Here is an 18239-nt window from a genome sequence, read left to right on the forward strand (position 1 = left end):
AATTATTATGCCCTGAGTGTACCTAATTATTAATGAGTAGGTAAATTTTGTTCAATAAAAAAGCCTAAGTACTTAAAGTGCTTAGGCTTTATGCTACTTAATATGTTTAGATTTATTCAACACTATCGGTAATAGTGCGCTCTAGGGTCATTTTATAACCTGAGCTTGTTGTTTCATCATGCTCTAAAATCAATATGTAGTTACCCTCTTGTGTAAAGTCCATATCGCTTTGTTGAATAAGCACAATTTGCTGACCATTATCTTCATATACAACATAAACAGTGTAAATTTCGTTATCTACAACCTGCTCTTCTTGGTCATACTTATCTAGGCCATCGACTACGTTACTGGTGTCGTCTACTGTTTCGCCGTTAAGTGTAAAGTACACATCAACATCTGAAACCGATTGCCCTGCGTAGCTTTCAATTAGGTTTACAACCGATACCGTATGGCTGTAACTACTTGGTGTTAGGTTTTCTTCAACGCTCATCATACGTAAACCGTTATCAACGTCGTTATAAAAAATACCCACCGCACTTTGCTCACGCTCTAGCGTCATTAAAAAGTTATCAGCTAGTTTTGTACCTTCTTCGTCGTACATCGCTACGCTGTAACTATTGGGCGAAAGTTCAACATAATCGGTATAAGAGTCACTAGCAACTGTATTTGTTATGTTTACAGTTGTACCGCGTGTAGCAGAAAAGCTTACTGGCGAGTAGTCATCAACCGTATTTATAAAACGTAATTGCCCCAGGGCAGATTGATGTTTAAGCTCAGTAACGTAGTTATTATCGGTTACTACATCAAGCGTAATACCGCCTTCTTCTGTAGCATAACTTGGGCGGATCATTGCTACATAGCTTGCTTCATCGTATAAATAAACAGATGACGACTCGTACACAACATCACTGCTGCCCGCTTCTGTTATGTAAATAGTGTAATAACCTTCATCAACGCTTTGCAGATCTAACTCACTTAAATATTGAGCCGATGAAAAAAGTGTCGCGCTTTCAAATACGCCATCATCAGTTGCTAAGTAAATATCGTAGTTAGTATCCTCCCCTGCAATATTATAAAACCCTAAGTTAAACTCACCCGTATCGCTTGTAATAGGTACGCTAAGCTCTGTAAATGTAGGCTCATCAAAGTTACCACTCATTACTACTAACTGTGTTTTGTCACCTTTAATAGAAATTTCTTGGTCGCTAATTGTTATATAGCTGTCGTTAGCATCTAGGTATTCAAAACTTACATCATAAGTGCCTGTGCTGTAGTTATGGCGAGTAGTTACATCGGCAAAATCAGCGCCTGAGCGCTCTGTTTCTTCAACAAACAAACGTGTGTATGGGCTATTGTAAGAGCCGTTATACAATTGGATGTAACCTGTAGAGCTTGAGCTATCATCAGAGCCGCAGCCCGACAAAATAGTAATTAGACTTAAGGGTAATGCAGCTTTTAAAAGGGAGTTGGTCATTAAGGTTATTCCTTATTATTAATATCCCCATTATGACCCAAACATTCTATTTTAATTTCATGATTTACAAAGCATTACCCTCACTGACATTTCCTTACGAAAACGTTAAAAAGTGTAGTAAATGTGCAAACAATAAGGACGTGTTTTTATATAATTAAAAACGCTTACGGGGCAATTTCAAAACGATCTCGGCCACTCTTCTTAGCTAAATATAAAGCTTGATCAGCGCGCTTCATTACTTTATCTAAAGGCTCATTAGGCGTTTGCATTGCAACACCTATACTTACTGTTAAGTGGCGAGAATTTTGAACATTTATGGTGTGCGCAAGATCAATTAATTGCTGCGAAAAATCACATGCTTGCGTCATATTATTTGTAGGCAAGTATCCACCAAATTCTTCACCACCGAGGCGAGCAAATTTGTTTTGGTGCGTAAAAGCATTGTCGTATTTAGTTGCTAGTTCTTTAAGCACTACATCACCAACATCATGACCAAATTCATCATTAATTGCTTTAAAGTGGTCTATATCTACAATTAAAATAACGTAAGGTGAGTGCTGAGCATCTTTAGCGTGCTGATAAAAATAACGCCTGTTATGTACCTTGGTTAAATCATCAATAATTAGCTCACGCGCTAATCGATTATTAATACTTTGTACAAAGCGCATCGTTTTAAATAAACCATAGGAAGTTAAAAGCATGCCGCTGGTTCTGCATAAATCTTCAAAATAAATACTTACCCAGTAAGGCTGTATCACTATCTCATCGATTAAATCAGCTGTATTACCCATGGACCAGAGCATTAATCCGAGAGTCGAAAATGTATATGCAAGCTTTGAAAGTTTGGAGCACTGAACCATCCAAAATAAAAAAATAAGAACAATTAAATTAATAAAATCAGTTGTAAAACCGTAAACATTATTTTGAACTTGTAAGGGAGGAAAGTTAGTTAGGGAGTAGGCTGAAAAAATAACAATATAAGCTAATAAAAATAGGCTTACAGTTTTATTTTTCCAGCTCATTTTAAAAAAATTAGAAAGCCTGATAGTGAGTTTTACAGTTTCAATCATATTTACAGTTTCAATCATATTAACCCTAAGCTTTTCGATACTATATTAAAAAACTATAGCACATTACCAAAAAGGCTTATTAGAATAAGGTGGTTAATAACCTTTAATAATGAGCTTAAATCACCAAGCTTAATCCCCAAACTCCTAACACAAGTAACGTTATTAAAACCATTGCCTTAGTTTTGTGTTTACTAATGATTCGCTCAGCTTCATTACCTGCATAATAAACAATAATAGCCAAACCAAAGTAACGAATAGAACGCGCAATACCTGAGGCCAATAAAAATAGCCAAATAGAGTACTTAGTCGCGCCTGCAGCAAGCATCGCTATTTGAAACGGAATAGGCACTATGCCTAGTGTTATTACAAACCAAAAACCTTGATCTTGCATTTGCTGTTTAACGTTTTCAAATTGCTCAGGGCTCGAAAACGTATTAATAATCCAATCGCCAACCGCATCAAATAAATAATAACCCAACGCATAACCAAACAATGCGCCCACTATGCAGCCTAAAGTAGCCATTAGCGCAATAAGCCATAGCTTTTCACGGCGAGCTTGCATTAGCGGTACTAATACAGCCTCGAGTGGAATAGGAACTATGGTTGACTCTAAAAACGACGCCACTGTAATACCGCTAAGCATATGCTTAGAGTCAATAAAATTACGCGTTTTTTCTTTTAGTTTTTCTTGAATGGCCATAGTAAATCCTTTTCACTTATCAGTAAGAACAAGAGTATTCAATAAGCCAATAATTACACATTTAGGTTAATACACGCTGAAAACAGTGTACTAAATTTATCAGGTCCTAGGGCGTATTGATCTTTGTGGATTGAAATTTGTTCAATCTAGGGGCGATTAAATCGCGGCGCGAGGTTTGTAACCTAGTGGGCTAAGTAAAAATCGAGCAAAGCTTCCGCGTCCTGCTCACGCCCCTTACCTACATCCATGTAGGCAACAAAGAGTTAATCGTCCCTAGAAAGAACCCAGAGGGCAGCGCATGTTTGGTATTTATGCTGCGTTATCGCCTTATTTATGGGGAATACCACACTACATAGACTCTGCCTTGCCTAAAAACCAAACACACTGCTGAAAATTAAACCACCAATGATCAATACGCCCTACTGCATTAACAAATTAGTAATATCCATAAGAATATTTTATTATGTGCCCATGCAGTTAGATTCCCTATCACAGTAGTTATTAATTTATGCAAAGTGCGCGTTTTATTCCCTTTAGAAAGCAAGATATTGTTGATATGTGTAGCGAAGAGCTTAAAAGCAGTACACAAAAAACATCGTTTAAACAATTTTGCGATTTACTAGCAAGCCTTATTCATTACGATTACCACTCAACACTTGAGTCACTTAAAAACAACTACGCCCCTTTTGATCCCAACAGTGACACGCGATCGTTAGCGCCAGTATCGGCGGATCAAAAAGCGCAGTGCCAACATGAGTTTGCTAAAGATTTTGCTAAGGTGCTTAATGCCGCTAATTTTGAAGTGATCACCAATGAAGACTTACAAGATGCATTAAACGAAGAGTCACTATTTAAGGTGCGCCTTGAAGTTGAATTTGACGACTTTGAAGAAGTGGTTTTTTATCGCCGTGGCGAGTCGCAACTCACTGAAACTATTACCAGCTTTTGGGGCCTTCGTAAAAAGCCGCTGCACTTTACTAATTACGACCGTGTTGCCGTGTTTATTCGCTTTAAAGACAGCGCTTATTTTGAAACTAAAAATAAAACGCCAATGGGATTTGAGCCAAGCTCAACCATAGTAAAGCTGTTTCAAAATGTGCCAAAGGCCGATCTCGAAATGCTATTTCCTAATAGCGAAGTACGCATGCGCCCTATTGATAAAGCAATTATTGGCTCATCGGCTTTAGTTGGCGGTGCAGTGGTACTTATAACTAAACTTGGCGCATCAATCGTATTATTGCTTGCTTTGTTTGCTTTTTGGGGTGGTTTTAGAAGTGAAGCTGTAGAAATGACCCAACAACATTTTATTACCTTTGCTATTGGCATGGGAGTATTTGGCAGCTTTATTTTTAAAGAATGGAGTAAGTTTAAAAACCGTAAAATTAAATTTATGAAAGCGCTTAGCGATAACCTCTACTTTAAAAACCTTGATAATAACGCGGGTGTTTTTCACACGCTTATTGACGCTGCCGAAGAAGAAGACATAAAAGAAGCCCTGCTTGCGTATACCTTTTTACTAAAATCAGAAAGCGGCTTAACCGCCCAAACGCTTGATGAACAAATAGAGCATTGGTTTAAAAGTAAATACCAGTGCGATCTTGATTTTGAAATTAGCGACGCACTTGAAAAGCTGGTACGTATGCGTTTGGTAACGTGCACTAGTGATGTGTATAGCGCAATAAATTTAGAACACGCAAAAACGATATTAGATGAGCGTTGGGATAATCTGTTTCAATATAATTAATGTAGTATTTTTGCTAAATAATATCCAAATAAAAAAGCAGCTGTAAGTACAGCTGCTTTTTTTATTACATTATCAATAGCTAGTATTTAAGCTAATTCAGCTTCTGCTTTTTTAGTAAATTTAGAATGTACTAACTTATAAAGCGCAGGCAATATTAACAGTGTCAGTAAAGTTGATGAAATAATCCCGCCAACCACTACTGTGGCGAGAGGTTTTTGCATTTCAGAACCCGTTCCCGAATTAAGCGCCATAGGTATAAAGCCTAAACTTGCCACCAGCGCAGTCATCAGTACTGGGCGCAGGCGCTGTAATGCACCGCTGTGAATTGCATCAAACAAGCTTAAACCATCGCTTCGTAATTGCTTAATAAACGACAGCATAACTACGCCGTTTAATACCGCGACACCGCTTAGGGCAATAAAGCCGACACCTGCTGATATTGAAAGCGGCATATCGCGCAGCAATAACGCAAGCACACCACCCGTTAATGCCAGCGGCACACCACTAAATATAATCAATGAATCGCGAAGCGATCCAAAGGCGCTGTACAGTAAGCCAAATATAAGCAGTAAAGTGACCGGTACAACCAACGACAATCGCTTACTTGCCGATTGTAGCTGCTCAAACGTGCCGCCGTATTCAAGCCAATAGCCACTTGGTAAATTAAGTGATTCATTCATGCTCGCTTGCGCATCACTTACAAAGCTTGCTAAATCGCGCCCCTCTACATTGGCAGTTACCACGACGTTGCGCTTACCACTTTCGCGGTTTATTTGATTAGGCCCTTTTTCAATGCTGATTGTCGCTACTTCGCCAAGCGGTACAAATGCAAGTTCTGGGTTACTATCTTTAGGTAAAGCAACTGGCAAACGAGCAAGTGCTGATACATCGCTAGACCAACGTTTATCAAGGCGCACTAATAACGAAAAACGTTTATCGCCCTCGTAAATTAGTCCGGTTTGCACACCACCAACAGCGGCGGCAAGTGTTTGTTGAATATCGTTTACGCTTAAACCCAATAACGCCATGTGGTCGCGCATTGGTGTTACCGAAAGTGTTGGCAATCCTTCCATTTGCTCCAAACGTACATCGGTAGCGCCTGCAATATTACGCATTAGCCCTGTGGCTTTTTCGCCAAACTCTTTAAGTACGCTTAAGTCGTCACCATAAATACGCAGTGCCACATCGGCGCGCACGCCAGCAATTAACTCGTTAAAGCGCATTTCTATTGGTTGTGTAAATTCGTAATTATTACCCGGTACATCGTTAACACGGGTACGAATTTGCTGAACCAATTCTGCTTTAGTAAGTGCTGGATTAGGCCACTCATCTTGCGGTTTGAGTATTAAAAAGGTGTCGGCCACATTAGGCGGCATAGGATCGCTTGCTACATCGGCAGTACCAATTTTTGAAAATACGTTAGCAACCTCAGGCTGATCTAATATGGCTTGTTCAAGTTCTTTTTGCATTTGCACAGATTGCTCAATACCAGTGCCAGTAATGCGCAGCGCGTGCATAGCAATATCGCCCTCATCAAGTTTCGGTAAAAATTCTGCGCCCATGTTTTTAACTTTAAAACCAAGCACCAATACTAATGCCGTGGCAATACCCACCATCAGCCACGGTAATTTAAGCGATATACCAAGTAATGGCTTATACACTTTTTTAACGCCGCGCATGACTGCATTTTCGGTTTCATCAACCTTACCGCGAACAAACACTGCAATAGCAGCCGGTACAAATGTAACGCCAAATATAAGCGCGCCAATTAACGCCGCAACTACAGTAAACGCCATTGGCTGAAACATTTTGCCTTCAACGCCGCTTAGTGCAAATAAAGGTAAGTAAACCAGCATAATAATAACAATGCCAAATACAGCCGGTGTAAATACTTCTTTGGTGGCTGCGGTCACTACATTTAAACGCTCGTTTAAAGTAAGTAGCCTGCCATGTTTATGCTGAGCTACACCGAGTTGGCGCAGGCAGTTTTCAACTACAATTACAGCACCATCAACAATTAAACCAAAGTCGATTGCGCCTAAACTCATTAGGTTACCCGATACGCGATTACCTACCATACCTGTAACGGCAAACAACATACTCAACGGAATAACCATTGCCGTAATAAGCGCGCCCGTTACATTACCCAGCAGTAATAGCAAAATTACTATCACTAAAATGGCACCTTCAAATAAGTTGGTTTGCACGGTTGCTATGGTTTTATCAACAAGAGTAGTACGGTCGTAAACTGCCTCAACAATAACGCCAGCGGGTAAGCTTTTTTGCACATCAACTAACTTATCAGCCATAGCTTTTGCCACTACGCGGCTGTTTTCGCCAATTAGCATCATAGCGGTGCCGAGCACGGTTTCTTCGCCGTTATAAGTGGCCGCGCCGGTTCTAAGCTCTTTGCCTAAAAACACGTTAGCCACATCTTTAATGCGTACAGGTGCATCGTCGCGCTTAGCTATAACGGTATTGGCTATGTCATCAATGGTTTTAAGCTGCCCAGGCGAGCGTACTAAATATTGCCCGTCAAAGCGCTCAATATAGCCTGCGCCTCGGTTACTGTTATTAACCTCAAGTGCACTAATTACATCGCTAATAGTAAGCTTATAGGCAATGAGTTTTTCGGGCACTGGCGCTACTTGGTATTGGCGCTCAAAACCACCTTGGCTGTTTATTTCGGTAACGCCTTTTACTTTTAAAAGCTGCGGACGAATAACCCAATCTTGCAAAGTGCGTAAGTCTTCGGCGTTGTAAGCAGTGCCATCTTCTTTTAACGCATTAGGCGCGGCATGCACACTATAAGTAAATATTTCGCCTAAACCACTGGCAATAGGACCCAAGTTTGGCTCTACGTTATTAGGTAAGTCGGAGCGAATACTTTGAATACGCTCACCAATTTGCTGACGCGCCCAATAAATATCGGTGCCTTCATTAAAAATAACCGTTACTTGCGAAAGCCCATAACGCGAAAGCGAACGGGTGTAATCAAGCTTAGGTATGCCCGCCATGGCGGTTTCTACCAAATAAGTAATGCGTTGCTCTACCTCTAATGGCGTAAAACCCTTCGCTTTGGTATTAATTTGCACTTGTACGTTTGTTATATCGGGTACTGCGTCTACTGCTAAATTTTGAATGTTGTATACACCAAATCCAGCAAATAAAAATGTAAGCGCAAGCACCAGCATGCGGCGTTTAACCGCAAAAGAAACTATCCAATTAATCATGGTGCCTCCTAGTGAGCGTGGCTTGCGCCGCTTTTTAAAATATCAGCTTTAATGACATAACTATTGTCTGTTACGTATTCGCTACCTGCGTTTAAGCCTGTAAGTACTTCTACCCACTCGCTATTTTTTGCACCTAAGGTAACGGGGCGCACTTCAAATACATTATTTTTACGAACAAACACACTGGGTTGACCGTTAAATTCTTGAATTGCTTGTGGCTTTACACGCACGCTGGCATTTATTTTAGCCACACTTACATCGCTATTTATATGCATGCCTGGGCGCCAATGCCCGTCTGGGTTATTAAGCTCTATACGGGCACGCGCTATGTGCCCGCCAGTCATCATTGGAGCTATAAAAAACACTTTGCCTTGCGTATTTAAATGATGATGTAGGTCGTATACCTTAGCGCTTTGACCAATGGCTAGTTTTTCAATGTTTTCAGGAAAAGCCGACAGCTCAACCCACACTTTATCAAGGTTAACTACCTGCATCAGTGCGCTGGTGCTTGCAAGCTCGCCACGCTTTAAGTATTGCTCGGTTACAACACCGCTAATTGGACTTTTAATGGGGTAATTTTGCAGTGTTTCACGGTTGGTTACGCTGGCAAGTACTTCGCCTTTTTTAACGTTTTGACCAATGCTTACAAAAATATCACTGATCAATCCGGCATACGGCGCCATTACTTCTACCGTGCCATGTTGTGTTGGTGCAATAACGCCAAAAAGCGTATCGGTAATATCCACTTCACCACTTTGCGCTATCTCGGTTTTAATGCCTGCGCGCTCAATAGCTCGCTCTGTTAACGTGGTTTGCCCTTCGTGTTGATCGTACTCATAGCTAATGCTCTCACCGTTATAATTAGCAGTAACGGTAAGTGCAAACGAATGCGGTTCGTTAATTGATTGCGTGCTAACAAGGTAGTCGCCCTCAGCTGCAAACTGTATATTTTGCGACCCTTCAATTAAACGTTTTAAACTCATTGTTATGTTTAAGTCGTTTATATTAATTGGCTTATTCTGTTTATAGCCGTATACGCGCAGCTCAACATTACCTGCAAATTCTTGCAATTTAAGCTCAAGGGTTAATTTAGGATCAGTTAATAAAAAGCCGCCGTGTGGGCCTTGCTTTTGCTCGTGTTGCTCTGTTTCTTTATGACCTGACTCGCCATGCTCAGCAGAGGCAAATACATCTGTGCTTACAAAGCTGCTGGCAAACGAAAGTGATACTAGTAATGCGATTATATTTTTATTCATGATTGATGAGTCTCAATTAAAGATTGGCCTGTTAAACGCTCAAGAGTAAGTAGCACTTGGTACAGCTCTGCGTGAGTGGTAATAAGTGTGCGTTTAGAATCAAAAAGTGCTTGTTGAGCATCAAGCAATTGCAACACCGAAATTTGTCCGCGTTGATAACTTTTTAAGCTTTGCTCAATCAATGTTTGTGCCTGAGGAATAATTTGATCAGATAATAGCTTCGCCTGATTAGCTCGACCCTGATAGTAAGCGTACAAAGTACGTACTTGCTGGCGTAACTGGATGCGCAATTGCCCTTGCTGCTCATTTAAAAGCATGAGCTGACTATTTGCAGCTGCAATATTTCCGCTATTTGAATTACTTAATTGCAGTGGCATAGAAAACGAAAACACTAATGAGCTGGAGTCGCTTTGTTGGTTATAGCGCACGCCTCCCCCTACATTAATATCGGTTTGTCCGTTTGCTTTTTGCAGTGTTAAGTTAGCTGTTTGCTGTAAATATTGCTGCTGTAATAATGCAAATTCAGGAGCTTGGTTAACCGCATCTAAAAGTGCTTGTGCTGATTTAAGCGCAGTAATTACATTAATATTGCCAGCAAAAGTATCGTAGGGTTGCTCCTCACTCCACAGCTCGTTAATCGATAAACTTGCTCGCTCAAATTCACTATTAAGCATGGCTTTATCAAGCTCTACTTGGCTAAGTGCATAACGCATGCGCGTTACATCGGCTTGCGACGCAGCACCCGCATTAGCTCTTTGTTCAATCGCTTTAAGTGCTTGGGTTACGACCTGTTTACGCTCGTTGTTTAAACTTAATAATGTTTGAAATTTAAGCCCTTGGTAGTATCGCTCAGCAGTGGTTGCTAATAAGGCTAAACGGGTATTTTGATACTGTATTGCTTGGGCTTTAATATTGGCGGTTGCGTAATTAATACGGCTTTGGCGCTTATCGCCCAGCTCTATTAGTTGGCTAAGCCCAAGTGTTATTTCAGCGCCTTGAATGCCACGCGCCTTGTTTGTACCCAGTAAGTTTTCAGCTTCAACATTCAATACAGGATTAGGCGAAAGTGCAGCTTGTGATTTAAGCGCACTCAATATTTTTTGATGATACGGGTAGCGTTTTAATACCAGATTTTGTTGTTCGGTATTACTCAGTGCCTGCTTAAGGGTTAATGTTTTAACATTCGCCAAAGTACTAAAAGCAGGTAGCGCGCACATTAGCGCCACCAGCATAATTGGTTTTTTATTCATATAGCGTGTCCGTTTTTTAACAAACAGAGTTAACTTAATCACTACGCCTATTTTAAAAACAAGCGCGATCAAGCAACCTAAATATGTAAATAACTAGCCTAATAGCGCACAAGCGCAGGCAGTTTTTACAAAGTATTTAAAATTAAAAGCTAGCTATAAAAATTTGGTGGCGGTACATCTGGCGGGTAATTTAACCCGTTATAGCACGCAGGCGAAGTTGCTTTACTTTGCTCTGGACTTATTGAATGGCTAGAGGTGCTGTTGTAGCCACAATGGCAATGTTGGTGGGCATGAATCTCGGTAGTTGATGTTTTATCGCTTTGGTTATCATCGGCTGTGGAGTCGCCTTGCGATAACGAACTGGTTACGTGATCAACGTCTTCTTGCAAATGATACGCAGCACCATCACAGCTAATAAAGCTATGTACAAGCACTAATAATATCACTATTAAAAAACGGTTTGAGCGCATTACCTACCTAAAACTCTAAAATGCAATTTAAGAAATCGCACAATACCTTAAATTTATTCAAATGTAGAGAGCCGCTAACGTTATTTTCTAAATTCGCTTGGCGACACACCTACCGACTTCTTAAAACGTTTGGAAAAATTAAAAATATTAGAGTACCCCACATAACTTGCCACATGCGAAATTGGCCAAGCCGTGTTTAACAGTAAGTTTTTAGCTCGCTCAATGCGTAAATAAATAAGTTGTTGTATTGGGCTTTTACCAAATTGGGCTTGGCATAAACGGTGTAAATGCGGCGATGAATAATGCACATGTTCGCACATTACCTCTATTGTCCAATCAAACTGCAAGCGCTTGTCTACCTCTTCAAACAGACTAATTAAACGGTTATGCGCCGCACCCTGTGAGTTATTTTGCAGCGTAGCATTTAAGTAATGACTTAAAATAGGCGTTACGCTTTCGCGTAAATTAGCATTAGGCTCGCTGTATAAAAGCTCCATAGCAAGGTGTAACGGTTCAAGTTTTTGCTCGGTTAGTACCAGCGCTTGCGCTAAGTTTAAATGCTGCCAACGTTTAGTATTTGCAAGGTTTAACCAAATAACATCCCAATGTTCAGCATCAATTTTCACTTCAAAGCTTTGCTTTGCTGGTAGCACAATAAGTGTATTGGCATTAAGTGTATACTGCTCATTTTGTGTTGTTAATTTACCCTGCCCTGCAAGCGTATAAAAAAGTGTATGTTCTAGCGGTGCTGAGCGTGCTACGCAATAACGACCCGATAGGTTTGAGCAACCCGCAAGTGCTATTTCAAGGTTTGCCATTTGCGCGAGCGTTTGTGAATCAATAAAGCGCTCTATACAACGCGGACCAATATCGAGTATGTCTTTAATGTTATAGCGCATAATTACAATGATAGTTTTGGACAAATAAAGGAGAGCTTTAAGCATAACCCCTGCGATTATTTTTAGCTATATTTAGCGCATTATAATTGCCCGCTTATGCAATAGGATAAACATGACCTCTTTACAGCACATAATTAATCGCCGAGATTGGGAAAACCCAATTTCAGTACAAGTTAATCAAGTAAAAGCGCACAGCCCACTCAATGGATTTAAAAGCGTTGACCATGCCCGTACTAACACGCAATCGCAAAAACAAAGTTTAAACGGTCAGTGGGACTTTAAATTATTTGATAAACCCGAAGCTGTTGATGAATCGTTGCTAAGCGAAACACTAGGCACCGACTGGCAAAATATTACAGTGCCTTCTAACTGGCAATTACACGGCTTTGATAAACCTATTTACTGTAATGTTAAATACCCGTTTGCAGTTAACCCGCCATTTGTTCCAAGCGATAACCCTACGGGCTGTTACCGAACTGAGTTTACTATTACGCCGGAGAAATTAGCTCAGCGTAATCATATTATTTTTGAAGGCGTTAACTCGGCGTTTCACCTGTGGTGTAACGGGCAATGGGTGGGTTATTCACAAGATAGCCGCTTACCAAGCGAGTTTGATTTAAGCGAACTATTAATTGCAGGCACCAACCGTATTGCCGTTATGGTTATTCGCTGGAGCGATGGCAGTTACTTAGAAGATCAGGACATGTGGTGGCTAAGCGGTATTTTTCGCGATGTTAACTTACTTACAAAACCGCAAAACCAAATACGTGATGTATTTATAACCCCCGATTTAGACGCTTGCTATCGCGATGCAACGCTACATATAAAAACGGCGATTAATGCGCCAAATAACTATCAAATAGCAGTACAAGTTTTTGATGGGGAACAGGCGCTATGTGAGCCACAAATTCAAAGTACTAACAATAAACGTGTTGATGAAAAAGGTGGCTGGAGCGATGTTGTATTTCAAACAATTGATATACAAAGCCCTAAAAAATGGACCGCCGAAACCCCGTACTTATACCGCTGCGTTGTAAGTCTGCTTGATGAGCATGGCAATACCGTCGATGTTGAAGCCTACGACATTGGCTTTAGAAAAGTAGAAATGCTTAACGGGCAACTGTGTGTAAACGGCAAGCCGCTACTTATTCGCGGTGTTAACCGCCACGAACACCACCCAGAAAACGGTCATGCAGTTACTACCGCCGATATGATTGAAGATATTAAGCTGATGAAGCAAAATAACTTTAACGCCGTGCGTACTGCTCACTACCCTAATCATCCCCGTTTTTATGAGCTATGTGACCAGCTAGGTTTATACGTAGTTGATGAAGCAAATATAGAAACCCATGGCATGTTTCCTATGGGGCGTTTAGCTAGCGATCCGCAGTGGGCTGGTGCATTTATGTCGCGTTATACGCAAATGGTTGAGCGCGATAAAAACCACGCCTCTATTATTATTTGGTCACTGGGTAACGAATGCGGGCACGGTGCCAACCACGATGCGATGTACGGATGGTCAAAAAGCTTTGACCCCTCTCGCCCAGTGCAATACGAAGGCGGCGGCGCAAATACAACGGCTACCGACATTATTTGTCCAATGTACGCCCGTGTAGATACCGATATTAAAGACGATGCGGTACCTAAATACTCTATTAAAAAGTGGCTAAGCCTACCGGGTGAAACTCGCCCACTTATTTTATGTGAATACGCTCACGCAATGGGTAACAGCCTAGGTAGCTTTGACGATTACTGGCAAGCATTTAGAGAATACCCGCGTTTGCAAGGCGGCTTTATTTGGGATTGGGTAGATCAAGGTTTATCTAAAACAGACGAAAACGGTGAGCATTACTGGGCTTACGGTGGCGACTTTGGTGATGAACTAAATGACCGACAGTTTTGTATAAACGGCTTATTGTTCCCAGACCGAACACCGCACCCTAGCCTGTTTGAAGCTAAATACAGCCAGCAACATTTACAATTTACATTGCGTGAGCAAAATCAAAACCAATACACCATTGATGTATTTAGCGATTACGTATTTAGACATACCGATAACGAAAAGCTTATTTGGCAGTTAATGCAAAATGGCATCTGTGTTGAGCAAGGCGAGCATGTACTTAATATTGCTCCGCAAAGTACACACACGTTAACTATTAAAACTGAAACAGCGTTTGAGCAAGGTGCGCAATATTACCTTAATTTAGATGTAGCATTAGTTAACGACTCACACTTTGCAAACGCTAATCACGTTATGGATTCAGAGCAGTTTAAGCTTATAAATAGTAACAATTTAAGCAGTAAGTTATTTGTATCATCATCTGAGCAAAACGCTATAAGTGTTAGCGAAACCGACTCTCAACTAAGTATTGAAAACGATAAATTTAAACTGATTTTTAATCAACAATCAGGGCTTATAGAGCAGTGGTTACAAAACGATACTCAGGTTATTAGTAGCCCACTGGTTGATAACTTTTATCGTGCCCCACTTGATAACGACATTGGTGTAAGCGAAGTAGACAATCTAGACCCCAATGCATGGGAGGCTCGTTGGTTGCGTGCAGGTATAGGGCAATGGCAGCGCACATGCAGCTCAATTCACGCAGTGCAATCAAGCGTTGATGTACGTATTACTTGTGTATTTAATTACGAATTTAATGGCGTGCTACAGGCTCAAACACAGTGGCTATATACACTAAATAATACCGGCAATATTAGCTTAAACATTGACGTGCACTTAAACGACACTCTGCCGCCAATGCCGCGTATAGGGCTAAGTACAACGCTTAACAAGCAAAGCGATACAAAAATAAACTGGCTAGGTTTAGGGCCTTTTGAAAACTACCCAGATCGCAAAGCCGCAGCACGTTTAGGTTATTACAGCTTGAGCTTAAATGAGCTACATACACCGTATATATTTCCAACTGATAATGGCCTGCGTAGCGATTGCCAATTGCTGAGTATTAATAACTTAACTGTAACTGGCGCGTTTTTGTTTGCAGCCAGCGAGTATTCGCAAAGTACGCTAACGCAAGCAAAACACACTAACGAACTAATTGCTGATGATTGCGTACATGTACACATTGATCATCAGCATATGGGTGTAGGTGGCGATGATTCGTGGAGCCCAAGTACTCATAAAGAGTATTTACTTGAGCAAAAGCAGTACAGCTATTCTTTAACTTTTTCAGCTAAATAATTTAGTAGTTAACCTACAAAAATAGCGGCCAAATTGGCCGCTATTTTTCTAATTAAAAAACTCTATTTTTTAGCGAGTTTTTTAGCTAATACGTTATCAAGCGAAAAGCTTCCCGCTCCTTGAATTGCTAAAACTACAGTTACTACAAGTAACGTTAATGCGTATTCATAGCCATTGTTTGCCATAAATAAGCCATTACTAATATGTACGCTAAAAATAGCAATCATCATAGTAAAGCCGGCAACTACAGCAGCTGGGCGAGTTAACAAACCAATTGCTAATGCAATGCCACCAAAAAACTCAGCGCTACCTGCCATCATTGCTAACCAATAGCCAGGCTCTAAACCAATACTTGCCATCCATTGACCTGTACCTTCAAGCCCGTAACCGCCAAACCAAGCAAATAGTTTTTGTGCACCATGCGCCGCTAAAATAAGGCCAACTGGTACTCGTAAAATTAATGCTGCTACGCCTGCTTTTGAGCTAAGTAATGTGTTTAGTAATTTCATGAGTTTAGTCCTGTTTTAATTTATTTAATCGTTAGATTTTTTCTAACCGTTGAGCACAGTTTACTATCATCATTAAAAAACATTAATACAGACTTTATTGGTTAATTAGCAACGCAGTATTTATAATAAACCATAAAAAAACCGCCAACCTAAAGGTTGACGGTTTTTTATTAACGCTAAAACTTAGTATATTTAAGTAAGCGCTTAGCTTTGAAAATTAAGCAACTGCTTGCTCTAAAATTTCGCGGCTTTCTTTAAGCGTAATAGCTTGGTTTTCACCAAGTGCTAGCATGCCGTGTGCTTCAAGTTTGCCAATAATATTGTCAATAGCAGCGGCTTTATCATCGCCATGTTCAGTAAGCTGGGTCGCTACGTCAAGGCTGTGGTAAAACGCTTCGATTGCTAAAATTGTTTTCTCAGCTAAATCGTCAGATTGCTCAAGACCAAATACGTTTTTACCCATTTGCTCAAGCTTTGCTTTTTTAACTGCAAATTGGTTGCGTAGTAAAGAAGGCTGAACAATAGCAAGTGAACGAGCATGATCAACGCCGTAAGCAGCCGTAAGCTCGTGGCCAATCATGTGTGTTGCCCAATCTTGCGATACACCAGAACCAATTAAACCATTAAGTGCTTGGTTAGCTGCCCACATAAGGTTTGCACGCCATGCGTCGTCTTGGTTTTCAAAGTTATCGCCCAGTGTTTTAAGCGTTCTTAAAAGTGCCTCTGCGTAACCTTCTTGAACCAATGCTGTTTCAGGGAATGTTAAGTATTGCTCACAGGTATGTACCCACGCGTCTACTAAACCATTTACAAGTTGGCGCTGTGGTAATGTTTTCATTACATCAGGGTCCATAATCGCAAATTTAGGAAGTACTTCTGGTGATGCAAACGGTAGTTTTTGCTTCGTTGCTTCTTTGCTCACAACTGAGTTTTGGTTAGACTCTGAACCCGTTGCAGGCAATGTTAATATTGCACCAATTGGTAATGCGCTAGTAATAGTGTGCTTACCAGTAGGAATATCCCAACCTTCGCCATCATAAACTGCAGATGCTGCGATATATTTAACGCCGTCGATTACTGAACCGCCGCCTACACCTAGTACAAAGTCGATGCCTTGTTCTTTACAAATTTTTACTGCTTGGTCTAGTACTTCTATAGTTGGGTTAGCGCCTACACCAGAAAACTCAACCCAGTCAAAGCCTTCAAGTGCTGCTGCAACTTGGTCGTACACGCCGTTCTTTTTAATTGAACCGCCGCCGTACACTACAAGTACTTTTTGATCCTTTGCGATCAAATCAGTTAGTGAGGCAATTTGTTCTTGGCCGAACTGGATAAGTGTTGGGTTTACGTAGCTAAATTTCATTATTTTGCTCCTAGGTGACGGTTAAATACTAAATATAATGCTTAGTTACTAACTAAGCTAAACTTCAATGAGTGCATATTAGTGGCAAAATAAACATAAAAAAAGCCCAATAACTCGCAAAAGCTTGCCTAAAACTGTCAAGATTGATATTTTACGCAAAATTCGTACGATAGTAGAAGTTTTAATGTCCTCAATAGCCAACATGATGCAAAAATTTGCAGAGCACAATAATTTACTTAACTTTGAAGGCAACATGGAAACCATTATTCCAGGTGTGTATTTTCATCGTGCAAGTAAAAGCTCGCCGCGCCAGCCACTTATATATAACTCAGGTATTATTATTGTTGGGCAAGGACATAAGATAATTCATTTCCCTGATCATCAAATAAAATATGGTGAAGGCGACTACCTTGTTTTAGGTGTACCAGTGCCACTTGAATGCGAAGCTTTTACCGATAACAACCAGCCTGTTATGGGTATTGTTATAGATATAAACCCGGTAATGTTACATAAATTAGTAAACCAAATTGGTACACATAAGCCATTCACCACTGGGCAAATGAGTGGCGTTCAATCGGCTAAAATAGATGGCGCAATGGAGCAAGTAACCCACCGTTTACTTAGCGTGCTTAATAACCCCATTGAGGCTGACGTTTTTGGCGAAGATATAGTAAAAGAATTGGTATATCGTGTACTTTGTGGTCCACAAGGACATACTTTAATAGGGCTTGCTATGCATGATGGGCATTATGCGCGTATCGCCCGTACGCTCTCAACTATGCACAGTAGTTATGCCAATCAAATTACAGTTGAGGGGTTGGCTGAAGATGTAAACATGAGCGTATCGTCGTTCCATCGTGCTTTTAGGCAAGTAACATTTGAGTCACCTTTGCAGTATTTAAAAAAAGTACGCTTAGCTAAAGCTAAAGAGCTTATAACCAGTAGTGGAAGCAAAGCCAACGAAGCTGCATTAAAGGTTGGCTATACCAGCCCATCGCAATTTAGCCGCGAATTTAAACGCCACTTTAATAAAACCCCCAGTGAAATGTTAATTCAACTACATAACTAGGTA

Annotated in this window: 13 protein-coding genes; 3 read left to right on the forward strand and 10 right to left on the reverse strand. The window is 40.6% G+C overall.

Going from position 1 to position 18239, the window contains the following annotated elements:
• Window positions 1-112: 112 nt before the first annotated feature.
• The 3 genes from I6E72_RS12730 to I6E72_RS12740 all read right to left on the reverse strand — a co-directional run bounded on the left by I6E72_RS12730 (window position 113) and on the right by I6E72_RS12740 (window position 3244).
• Complete coding sequence (locus tag I6E72_RS12730; RefSeq protein WP_197112523.1) at window positions 113-1474, reverse strand: hypothetical protein; 1362 nt, start codon at window positions 1472-1474, stop codon at window positions 113-115.
• 164 nt (window positions 1475-1638) lie between these two features.
• Window positions 1639-2544 carry a GGDEF domain-containing protein gene (locus I6E72_RS12735; RefSeq protein ID WP_197112580.1) on the reverse strand — a complete coding sequence of 302 codons (906 nt, stop codon included), beginning with the start codon at window positions 2542-2544 and terminating at the stop codon, window positions 1639-1641.
• Window positions 2545-2659: 115 nt separating this feature from the next.
• Window positions 2660-3244, reverse strand: coding sequence for a YqaA family protein (locus I6E72_RS12740; protein WP_197112525.1), 585 nt, complete (start codon window positions 3242-3244; stop codon window positions 2660-2662).
• A 508-nt stretch (window positions 3245-3752) separates the two neighbouring features.
• Here I6E72_RS12740 and I6E72_RS12745 point away from each other — a divergent pair.
• Window positions 3753-4988 (forward strand): TMEM143 family protein, encoded by a 1236-nt coding sequence (locus I6E72_RS12745; protein ID WP_007587190.1) that lies wholly within the window; start codon window positions 3753-3755, stop codon window positions 4986-4988.
• 86 nt (window positions 4989-5074) lie between these two features.
• Here I6E72_RS12745 and I6E72_RS12750 read toward each other — a convergent pair whose 3' ends face one another.
• The 5 genes from I6E72_RS12750 to I6E72_RS12770 form a co-directional block, all read right to left on the reverse strand.
• Complete coding sequence (locus I6E72_RS12750) at window positions 5075-8221, reverse strand: efflux RND transporter permease subunit (protein ID WP_197112527.1); 3147 nt, start codon at window positions 8219-8221, stop codon at window positions 5075-5077.
• A gap of 8 nt (window positions 8222-8229) precedes the next feature.
• The gene (locus tag I6E72_RS12755; protein WP_197112529.1) at window positions 8230-9477 is read right to left on the reverse strand and encodes an efflux RND transporter periplasmic adaptor subunit; all 1248 of its coding nucleotides are present in this window, start codon (window positions 9475-9477) and stop codon (window positions 8230-8232) included.
• Window positions 9474-10727 (reverse strand): TolC family protein, encoded by a 1254-nt coding sequence (locus tag I6E72_RS12760; RefSeq protein WP_197112531.1) that lies wholly within the window; start codon window positions 10725-10727, stop codon window positions 9474-9476. Before I6E72_RS12760 ends, I6E72_RS12755 begins: the two co-directional genes overlap by 4 nt.
• A gap of 149 nt (window positions 10728-10876) precedes the next feature.
• Complete coding sequence (locus I6E72_RS12765; RefSeq protein ID WP_008135125.1) at window positions 10877-11197, reverse strand: hypothetical protein; 321 nt, start codon at window positions 11195-11197, stop codon at window positions 10877-10879.
• Window positions 11198-11277: 80 nt separating this feature from the next.
• The gene (locus I6E72_RS12770) at window positions 11278-12096 is read right to left on the reverse strand and encodes an AraC family transcriptional regulator (protein ID WP_024594100.1); all 819 of its coding nucleotides are present in this window, start codon (window positions 12094-12096) and stop codon (window positions 11278-11280) included.
• Window positions 12097-12208: 112 nt separating this feature from the next.
• Between I6E72_RS12770 and I6E72_RS12775 the strand changes: the two genes are divergently transcribed.
• Window positions 12209-15295, forward strand: a complete 3087-nt coding sequence (locus I6E72_RS12775; protein ID WP_197112533.1) for a beta-galactosidase — start codon at window positions 12209-12211, stop codon at window positions 15293-15295.
• A 62-nt stretch (window positions 15296-15357) separates the two neighbouring features.
• Here I6E72_RS12775 and I6E72_RS12780 read toward each other — a convergent pair whose 3' ends face one another.
• Together I6E72_RS12780 and I6E72_RS12785 are read right to left on the reverse strand one after the other, a co-directional pair.
• On the reverse strand, window positions 15358-15804 hold the full coding sequence (locus tag I6E72_RS12780; protein ID WP_101216754.1) for a DoxX family protein: 447 nt from the start codon (window positions 15802-15804) through the stop codon (window positions 15358-15360).
• Window positions 15805-16021: 217 nt separating this feature from the next.
• Window positions 16022-17167, reverse strand: coding sequence for an iron-containing alcohol dehydrogenase (locus I6E72_RS12785; RefSeq protein ID WP_007587207.1), 1146 nt, complete (start codon window positions 17165-17167; stop codon window positions 16022-16024).
• Between the two features lie 184 nt (window positions 17168-17351).
• Between I6E72_RS12785 and I6E72_RS12790 the strand changes: the two genes are divergently transcribed.
• Window positions 17352-18236 carry an AraC family transcriptional regulator gene (locus I6E72_RS12790; RefSeq protein ID WP_024594102.1) on the forward strand — a complete coding sequence of 295 codons (885 nt, stop codon included), beginning with the start codon at window positions 17352-17354 and terminating at the stop codon, window positions 18234-18236.
• Window positions 18237-18239 lie beyond the last annotated feature (3 nt).

It is taken from the genome of Pseudoalteromonas sp. NSLLW24, assembly GCF_015864725.1.
Lineage (GTDB): Bacteria > Pseudomonadota > Gammaproteobacteria > Enterobacterales > Alteromonadaceae > Pseudoalteromonas > Pseudoalteromonas arctica.